This is a genomic window from Mycobacterium sp. 852002-50816_SCH5313054-b, assembly GCF_001667185.1.
Classification (GTDB): domain Bacteria; phylum Actinomycetota; class Actinomycetes; order Mycobacteriales; family Mycobacteriaceae; genus Mycobacterium.
Genome location: NZ_LZIC01000126.1, coordinates 114,065 through 122,257, shown reverse-complemented (window position 1 = coordinate 122,257; position 8,193 = coordinate 114,065). Strand labels below are relative to the sequence as shown.

At 67.6% G+C, this 8,193-nt stretch carries 6 protein-coding genes and 1 pseudogene; all 7 read left to right on the top strand.

The features are described 5' to 3' along the window. Positions 1 to 1,616: bifunctional 3-(3-hydroxy-phenyl)propionate/3-hydroxycinnamic acid hydroxylase (locus A5787_RS22765; RefSeq protein WP_066971212.1), on the top strand; the 1,616-nt coding region annotated here is incomplete at its 5' end. Further along, positions 1,564 to 2,481: a 3-carboxyethylcatechol 2,3-dioxygenase gene (locus A5787_RS22760; protein WP_066971210.1), complete on the top strand. Its 918-nt coding sequence runs from the start codon at positions 1,564 to 1,566 to the stop codon at positions 2,479 to 2,481. The genes A5787_RS22765 and A5787_RS22760, both read left to right, overlap by 53 nt. A gap of 17 nt (positions 2,482 to 2,498) precedes the next feature. After that, positions 2,499 to 4,227: pseudogene (locus tag A5787_RS22755) on the top strand (FAD-binding protein). Positions 4,228 to 4,230: 3 nt separating this feature from the next. Next, on the top strand, positions 4,231 to 5,532 hold the full coding sequence (locus tag A5787_RS22750) for an LLM class flavin-dependent oxidoreductase (RefSeq protein ID WP_066971206.1): 1,302 nt from the start codon (positions 4,231 to 4,233) through the stop codon (positions 5,530 to 5,532). Between the two features lie 31 nt (positions 5,533 to 5,563). After that, positions 5,564 to 6,391: a coniferyl-alcohol dehydrogenase gene (locus A5787_RS22745; RefSeq protein ID WP_066971204.1), complete on the top strand. Its 828-nt coding sequence runs from the start codon at positions 5,564 to 5,566 to the stop codon at positions 6,389 to 6,391. Beyond that, positions 6,379 to 7,371: a cyclase family protein gene (locus tag A5787_RS22740; RefSeq protein WP_066971202.1), complete on the top strand. Its 993-nt coding sequence runs from the start codon at positions 6,379 to 6,381 to the stop codon at positions 7,369 to 7,371. Before A5787_RS22745 ends, A5787_RS22740 begins: the two co-directional genes overlap by 13 nt. Beyond that, positions 7,371 to 8,192, top strand: a complete 822-nt coding sequence (locus tag A5787_RS22735; protein ID WP_066971200.1) for an alpha/beta fold hydrolase — start codon at positions 7,371 to 7,373, stop codon at positions 8,190 to 8,192. Before A5787_RS22740 ends, A5787_RS22735 begins: the two co-directional genes overlap by 1 nt. The last annotated feature ends 1 nt before the right edge of the window (position 8,193 follow it).

Here is an 8,193-nt window from a genome sequence, read left to right as displayed (position 1 = left end):
GGACGCTCGTCGTCGACGAACGCGACAGCCTGATCGACTACCCCCGCGGGGTGGGGCTGGACGACGAGGCGTTGCGCACCTTCCAGTCGATCGGGCTGGTCGAGCGGATCCTGCCCCACACCGTGCCCAACCAGATCTTGCGCTTCGTCGACGGCAAGCGCCGCGTCCTGGCCGAAATGGCCCCGCCCGATGCGCGTTTCGGCTGGCCCAAGCGCAACGGCTTCGTGCAGCCGCTCGTCGACGCCGAATTGCTGCGCGGCCTGGACAGATTCGAGCACGTCGAGGTGCGGTGGAACCGCCCGATGACCTCGTGCGTACAAACCGACGACGCGGTGACGGTTGAATGCGGCACCGACGGCGGCACCGCCACCGTCCGCGCGCGCTACGTCGTCGGGTGCGACGGCGGGCGCAGCATGACCCGCCGGATGATGGGGGTGTCCTTCGACGGGACGACCTCGTCGACGCGGTGGCTGGTCGTCGACATCGCCAACGACCCGCTGGGACACCCGAACAGCGAGGTCGGTGCCGACCCGGAACGCCCGTACGCCTCGATCTCGATCGCGCACGGAATCCGCCGGTTTGAGTTCATGATTCACGCCGACGAGACCGATGAACAGGCCGAGGATCCGGCGTTTCTGACCCGGATGCTGGCGCGGATGGTGCCACACCCCGACCGGGTCGACGTAATCCGGCGGCGCGTCTACACCCATCACTCGCGGATCGCCGGCGCGTTCCGCAGCGGCCGGCTGTTGTTGGCGGGCGACGCGGCCCACCTGATGCCGGTATGGCAGGGGCAGGGCTACAACAGCGGGATCCGGGATGCGGCCAACCTGGGCTGGAAGCTCGCGGCGGTGGTAACCGGGCGCGCCGACGACCGGTTGTTGGACACCTACGACATCGAGCGGCGCAAGCACGCGCGGGCGATGATCGACCTCTCCACGATGGTGGGCCGGGTGATTTCGCCGACGGACCGCAGGATCGCCACCGCGCGGGATCTGCTGGTGCGGTCGGCGTCAATTGTGCCCTCCCTCAAGCGGTACGTGCTGGAGATGCGGTTCAAGCCGATGCCCCGCTACGAACAGGGCGCCGTCGTGCACTCGGTGAATCCCAACGGGCCGCGCCGCGCCGAATCCCCGGTGGGCACGCTTTTCGTCCAGCCCCGGGTGGACACCCGCGCCGAGCAGGACGTGCTGTTGGACGACGTGCTGGGCGATTGGTTCGCCGTCCTGTGCTGGAACAACAACCCGCGCAAGATCCTCGGTGACGCGGCGTTCGCGAAGTGGAAAGCCGTGGGCGCGCGCTTCGTCGCGCTGCGGCCCGTGACCCAGCTGCATTGGACCGGCCACGACGACCCCGATGTCGTGGTCGTCGGCGATCGCGGCGGCGCGGTCAAGTCCTGGTTCGACGCCTATCAGGAATCGGTGCTGTTCTTGCGGCCCGATCGGTGCATCGCCGGCGCCTGCATCGCCCAGCTCGCGCCCGAGTTGAGCGCCTCGCTGCTGGACACCCTCACCCTCACGCCGGGAGGGGGTGATCTCGACAGTGACACTGGCTCTGTGCTGTATGTCGCACAGCCCGCTCCTGAATCTTCCGGGGCCGTCGCGGGACCTGCTTGACGACATCGAAGGCGCAATCGCGCAGGCGCGCGATTTCGTCGAAGACTACGACCCCGAACTCGTCGTCATCTTCTCACCGGACCATTACAACGGGTTCTTCTACAAGGTGATGCCGCCATTCTGTATCGGGATGCGCGCCAACGGGGTTGGCGACTACGGCACCCACGCCGGCCCGCTCGACGTTCCCGAAGACCTGGCGGCCGAGTGCGCGAAGGCCATCCTCGAGGCCGGCGTCGACATCGCGGTGTCGGCCGCCATGGACGTCGACCATGGCACCGTGCAGCCGCTGGAGAAGCTGTTCGGCGACGCCACCGCGCGTCCGGTGATCCCCATCTTCGTCAACGCCATCGCGGTACCGCTGGGGCCGTTGCATCGCTGCCGCGCGCTGGGTGCCGCCGTCGGCGCCCACCTGGCCACCCTGGACAAGCGCGTCTTGGTGCTGGGTTCGGGTGGGCTTTCCCACAGTCCGCCGGTGCCGACGCTCGCGACCGCGGCCCCGGAGGTACTGGAGCGGATCGTGGACGGCCGGCCGATGACTTCCGAGCAGCGGGAGGCCCGGCAGGCGGCCGTGATCGACGCGGCCAAGAACTTCGCCGGTGGCCAAAGTGACCTGCAGCCGTTGAATCCGGCGTGGGACCACCGCCTGCTCGAAATCATCGACGACGGAAACCTCGCAGATCTCGACCAGTGGTCGAACTCGTTCGTCGCCTACGAGGGCGGCTCGTCGGCACACGAAATCAGGACGTGGGTGGCGGCTTTCGCGGCGCTGGAGACCGCCGGGCACTACCAGACGACCGTGCGCTACTACAAACCGGCGGCGGAGCTGATCGCCGGATTCGCCATCCGGACGGCGGTGCCGAAATGAGCGCGGCCGCTTCGACAGTGGACGGCTTCGATCATGTGGTCGACGTGCTGATCGTCGGGTCCGGCGGCGGGGGCATGGCGGCCGCGTTGACCGCCCAGGCCGCCGGGCTGGACGCGTTGGTGGTGGAGAAGTCGCCGTATTTCGGTGGCTCCACGGCCCTTTCGGGAGGTGGCATCTGGGTGCCCGGGGCGCCCGCGCAGCGCAGGGAGGGCTACACCCCGTCGCCCGAAGATGTCGTCAAGTACCTGCTGAGGATCACCGACGGGCTGGTCAGCGAGGCGCGGATACGGCAGTACGTCCAGGCCGGGCCGCAAATGCTGGAATTCCTCGAAAACCTCTCGGGGTGGTTCGAGTTCGTTTGGAAGCCCGGCTACGCCGACTACTACCCGGAGCTGCCCGGCGGCTCGGAGCTGGGCAGCACCATCAACGTGCCGCCCATCGACCTGCGAAAGCTGGGCGTCGACGAGCAGAAGCTGCTCAAGCCCCTGGCGCTGGCTCCGAAAGGAATCTGGTTGGGTCCCAAGGAGTTGCGGACGTTCTACCGGATCAGGCAGTCGTGGGCCGGCAAAGGCGTTCTGCTGAAGCTGATCTCACGGATGGTCCGGGCGACGGTGTTCGGCGAACGGATGGCGGCGATCGGGCAGTCGTTGGCGGCCCGGCTCCGGCTGGCCATGCGGGAACGCGGTATCCCGCTGTGGCTCGAAGCGCCGATGGCGGAGTTGCTCACCGACGCCGGCGGAGCGGTGACCGGAGCGACGGTGGAAAGGGACGGCAGGACGCAGCGCGTCGGCGCGCGGCTCGGGGTCATCCTGGCGTCGGGGGGCTTCGACCACGACCTCGCCTGGCGCAAAGAGCAGCTACCGGTGGTCGACCAGGATTGGAGCTTCGGTAATCCCGCCGCGATGGGTGACGGCATCCGGGCGGGCCAGAAGGTTGGCGCCGCAACGGAATTGCTGGACGAGGCGTGGTGGTTCCCGGCGATCCAGTGGCCCGACGGCCGCATGCAGTTCATGCTCAACGAGCGGATGATGCCCGCGCAGTTCATCGTCAACGGCGAGGGCAAGCGCTTCATCAACGAGGCGGCGCCCTACATGGACTTCGGACACGCCATGATCGACGGCCAGAAATCCGGAGTCACCCACATCCCGTGCTGGCTCATCACCGATCACCGGTCGTGGAACCGCTACGTCGTCGGCGGCCACCTGCCGATACCGAAGATCCCGGGGGCGCCGGTACCTACCGGGCGCAAGGTCCCGCGGGCGTGGCTGGAATCGGGCGTCGTGAAGGCGGCGGCGAACTGGGACGAGATGGCGGCCAAGATCGGCGTACCGGCGCGGCAGCTTGCCGAGACCGCAAGCCGCTTCAACGAACTCGCGAGCAAGGGCCACGACGACGATTTCAATCGCGGGGACAGCGTGTACGACAACTACTACGGCGACCCCACCTTGGCGAACCCCAACCTGTACCCACTGGGCGGCCCGCCGTACTACGCGTTCCGCATCGTCCTGGGTGATCTCGGCACCTCGGGTGGCCTGCGCACCGACGAGTACGCCCGGGTGCTGCGTGCCGACGACACGGTGGTGCGCGGACTGTACGCGGTGGGTAACACCGCGGCGCCGGTCATGGGCCGCAGCTACGCAGGTGCGGGGGCGACCATTGGCCCGGCCATGACCTTCGGCTTCGTCGCAGCGAAACACGTTGCAGCCCATGCCGCAAAGCAGACCCTGTAGTGCTCATAGGAGGTAGCAAATGAAAATCTCACTGTTCTACGAATTCGCCCTGCCGCGGCCCTGGGCGCCCGACGACGAGCGGGTCTTGCTGCAGGACTCCCTGGACGAGGTCGAGGCGGCGGACAAGGCCGGGTTCTCCACCGTGTGGCTCACCGAGCATCACTTCCTCGAGGAGTACTGCCACTCCACCGCGCCGGAGATCTTCCTGGCCGCGGCCAGCCAGCGGACCGAGAACATCCGGCTGGGGTTCGGCATCATGCACCTGCTGCCCGCGGTCAATCACCCCGCCCGGGTGGCCGAGCGCGTCGCCACCATCGACCTGCTGTCCAACGGGCGCGTCGAGTTCGGCACCGGGGAAGGGTCCTCCGTCGGTGAGTTGGGCGGATTCGACGTCGATCCCGCCGACAAGCGCGCGCAGTGGGAGGAGTCCCTCGAGGTGGCGATCCGCTGCATGATCGAGGAGCCGTTCACGGGTTTCAAGGGCGAGCAAATTCAGATGCCGCCCCGTAACGTCATCCCCAAGCCGATGCAAAAGCCGCATCCACCGGTCTGGGTCGCGTGCACGCGGCCGGCGAGCGTACAGATGGCCGCCCAAAAGTGCATCGGCGCGCTGAGTTTCGCCTACACCGGCCCGGGGCCGCTCACCGAACGGGTCAACGGCTATTACAAGGAGTTCGAGGAGAATGGCGCGCCCATCACGCCGCAGATCAACCCGAACATCCTGGCCATCGGTGGCGACCTGTCGATGATGGTCGCCAAGACCGACGAGCAGGCGCTCGACCGCCTCGGCCAGGGCGGCGGGTTCTTCTCCTTCGGAATCATGCACTACTACCTGACCGGGATGCACAGCCCGGGCCGCACCGGCGTGTGGAAGCGTTACCTCGAGGAGGTCGAAAAGGACCCGACGCTGGCCTACGGTCCCGGCCGCGGCGCCATCGGATCACCGGCCACGGTGCGCGAATTCCTGCGGGGCTACGAGGAAAGTGGCGTCGACGAGATTATCCTGCTGCTCAATCCGCGTAGCCACGAGGGCACGATGGAATCCATCGAGCTGATGGGCAAAGAGGTGTTGCCGGAGTTCATCGAGCGCGACGCCAAGGCGGTCGCCGCCAAGGCCAAGCGACTGGCGCCGGTCATCGAGAAGGTCGAGGCGCGCCGGCCGGTGTCGAGCGCACCGCAATTCGATGAGACGTACGCGTTCGGCGGCCTGCCCACCGGCCGCGACAAGTTCACCGCCAGCGAGATCCCCGAAGCCATGGCGGAGATCAACGAGGGCCGCGTCCAGGCGGCGCAGCGCCTCAAGGAACAACAGGGCAAGTGAGACCGGGAAACCTCCCGATTTAGGAAGTGCGGTGGGACGACTCGACGAGCTGTGGCGCTACGACGGCCGCCGCGCGGTAGTGACCGGATGCGCGTCGGGCATCGGCGAGCACGTGGTGCGGCAGCTCACCGACCTCGGGGCCGACGTTGTCGGCCTGGACAAGCGCCGGCCCCCCTTCGAGCTCAACGGGTTTCACGTGATCGACCTCGCCGACCCGGATTCGATCGACCGCGCGGTCGCGTCCATCGACGGGCCGGTCGACGCGCTGTTCAACGTGGCCGGCGTCTCGTCCGGGATCGGCAACCCCCCGCTGGTGGTGGCCATCAACTTCCTCGGGCTGCGGCATGTCACCGAGGCGCTGATCGAGAAGATGCCGGCGGGGTCGTCGATCGTCAGCGTCTCCTCGCTCGCGGCCGCGGGATACCGGGACCATCTGCGGGCGGTGGCGCCGCTGCTCAACACGGCGAATATGCGGCAAGGGATCGAATGGTGTCAGGCCCACCCCGATGCGCTGGCCGGCGGCGGCTACCAATTGTCCAAAGAGGCGATCATCCTGTACACCATGCAAAACGCCGTGCCGCTTGGCGCCCGGGGCATCCGGATCAACTGCACCGGCCCGGGGGTCACCGAAACCCCGATCCTCGATCAGCTGCGCACCGCCTACGGGCAGGGCTTCCTCGACGACATACCCAAGCCGTTGGGGCGTGTTTCCGGGCCGGACGAACAGGCCTCGGTTTTACTGTTTCTGAATAGCCGTGCGGCCAGCTATATCTCGGGCCAGGTGTTGTGGGTCGACGGTGGAAACGTGGGCGCGGCGATCGCCCGTGAGCTTGAGGAAGGAGCGCCGTGGCCGGCGTAACCGATTTCCGGCGGGCCGCCCGCGACGTCTCCAACTGGGGGCGGTGGGGAGCCGACGACGAGCTGGGCACGCTGAACTTCATCACCGCCGAGAAGGTTGCCCAGGCCGCCAGTCTGGTCCGCCACGGGAAGGTATTTCCGCTCGGTGTGGATTTCGGTGCGTCGGGGCCGCAGGGCGCCTTCGAGTTTCGGCACAACCCGGTGCACGTCATGACCGTGGACGGTGGCGATGTGAACACGCTGGCCAGGTACGGCTCCGACTGGGCGCGAAACCCGTTGGCCAAGCAGCTGAGTGGATATATGACCGCCGACAATCCGTTCCGCTTCAACGACGACATGATCATCATGCCGTTGCAGGCGGCCAGCCAGTGGGACGCGCTGTCGCACGTCTACTACGACGACCAGCTCTACAACGGCTTCCCGGCGGATTCGGTGACCAGCATGGGGGCGTTCCACTGCGGCATCGACAAGGTCGACGGTAAGGGCATCACCTCGCGTGGGGTGTTACTTGACCTCGTGCGCCATCGCGGCGCGGAGGTCTTCCTGGAAGCGGGCAACCCGATCACGCCGGAGGAGCTGGACGACGTCGTTCGCACACAAGGGGTGACGGTCGGGCGGGGCGACATCGTGTTGATCCGCACCGGTTGGTGGACCAGGTTCCTCGAAACCGGGAACAAGATGGAGGGCTACTCGGGGCTGGACTGGCGCTGTGCCTCGTGGCTGCACGATCACGAGGTCGCGGCGGTCGCGGCCGACAATCTCCAAGTCGAAGACCTGGTATCCGGCGTCGATGGGATAACCTTCCCCCTGCATCTGCTGTGCCTGCGGGACATGGGGATGATGTTCGGCGAGTACTGGGACCTCGGCGCGCTGGCGGCCGACTGCGCCGCGGACGGGGTCTACGAATTCCAGCTCGTCGCCCCCCCGCTGAGAGTCGTTGGCGCCGTGGGCTCCCCGGTGAATCCGATCGCGATCAAGTGATGGAGTTCTCTCGCAGGACGATGCTGGTCGACGGGCTGGCCACCAGCTATCTGGAGGCCGGCGAAGGCGACCCGGTGGTGCTGCTGCACGGCGGCGAGTTCGGCGGCAGCGCCGAACTGGGGTGGGAACGCAACATCGCCGCGCTCGCCACGCGGTACCGGGTGCTGGCGCCCGACCAGCTGGGGTTCGGACAGTCGGCCAAGGTCATCGACTTCGTCGACGGCCGTGGCATGCGAATTCGCCACGTCGCGCGGTTCTGTGAGCTGCTGGGCGTCGACTCCGCACACTTCGTCGGCAACTCGATGGGAGCCATCAACCTGCTGAGCGACGCCACGTCCGACAGCCCACGGCTGCCGATCCGCAGCCTGGTGGCGATCTGCGGCGGCGGGGAGATCCAACAGAACCGCCATTTCGACGCGCTGCAGCAGTACGACGCGACCCTGCCGGCGATGCGTCGCATCGTCGAGGCGTTGTTCTACGATCCCGGCTACCCGGCCGACGAGGATTACGTCCGCCGCCGCTACGAGTCGAGCACCGCACCCGGCGCGTGGGAGGCGGTGGCGGCGGCCCGATTTCGTCGCCCTGACGCCGCACCGTCTTCGACCCCGTCGAGCGCGCGCGCCTACGAGAGCATCGGCGTGCCGACGCTTGTCGTCGAGGGGGGCGACGACAAGCTCCTCCCGTCGGGCTGGGCCGAGCAGATCGCGAAGCAGATCGAGGGCGCCCGCTCGGAGGTGATCCCCGGGGCGGGTCACTGCCCGCAGATCGAGCGGGCGACGGCGATCAACGAGTTGCTGCTGGGCTTCTTCGCGGTGGCCTGAG

Coding starts and splice junctions, on each gene's coding strand:
- A5787_RS22760 (WP_066971210.1), top strand. CDS start 1,564: ATGTCGCACAGCCCGCTCCTGAATCTTCCGGGGCCGTCGCGGGACCTG.
- A5787_RS22750 (WP_066971206.1), top strand. CDS start 4,231: ATGAAAATCTCACTGTTCTACGAATTCGCCCTGCCGCGGCCCTGGGCG.
- A5787_RS22735 (WP_066971200.1), top strand. CDS start 7,371: ATGGAGTTCTCTCGCAGGACGATGCTGGTCGACGGGCTGGCCACCAGC.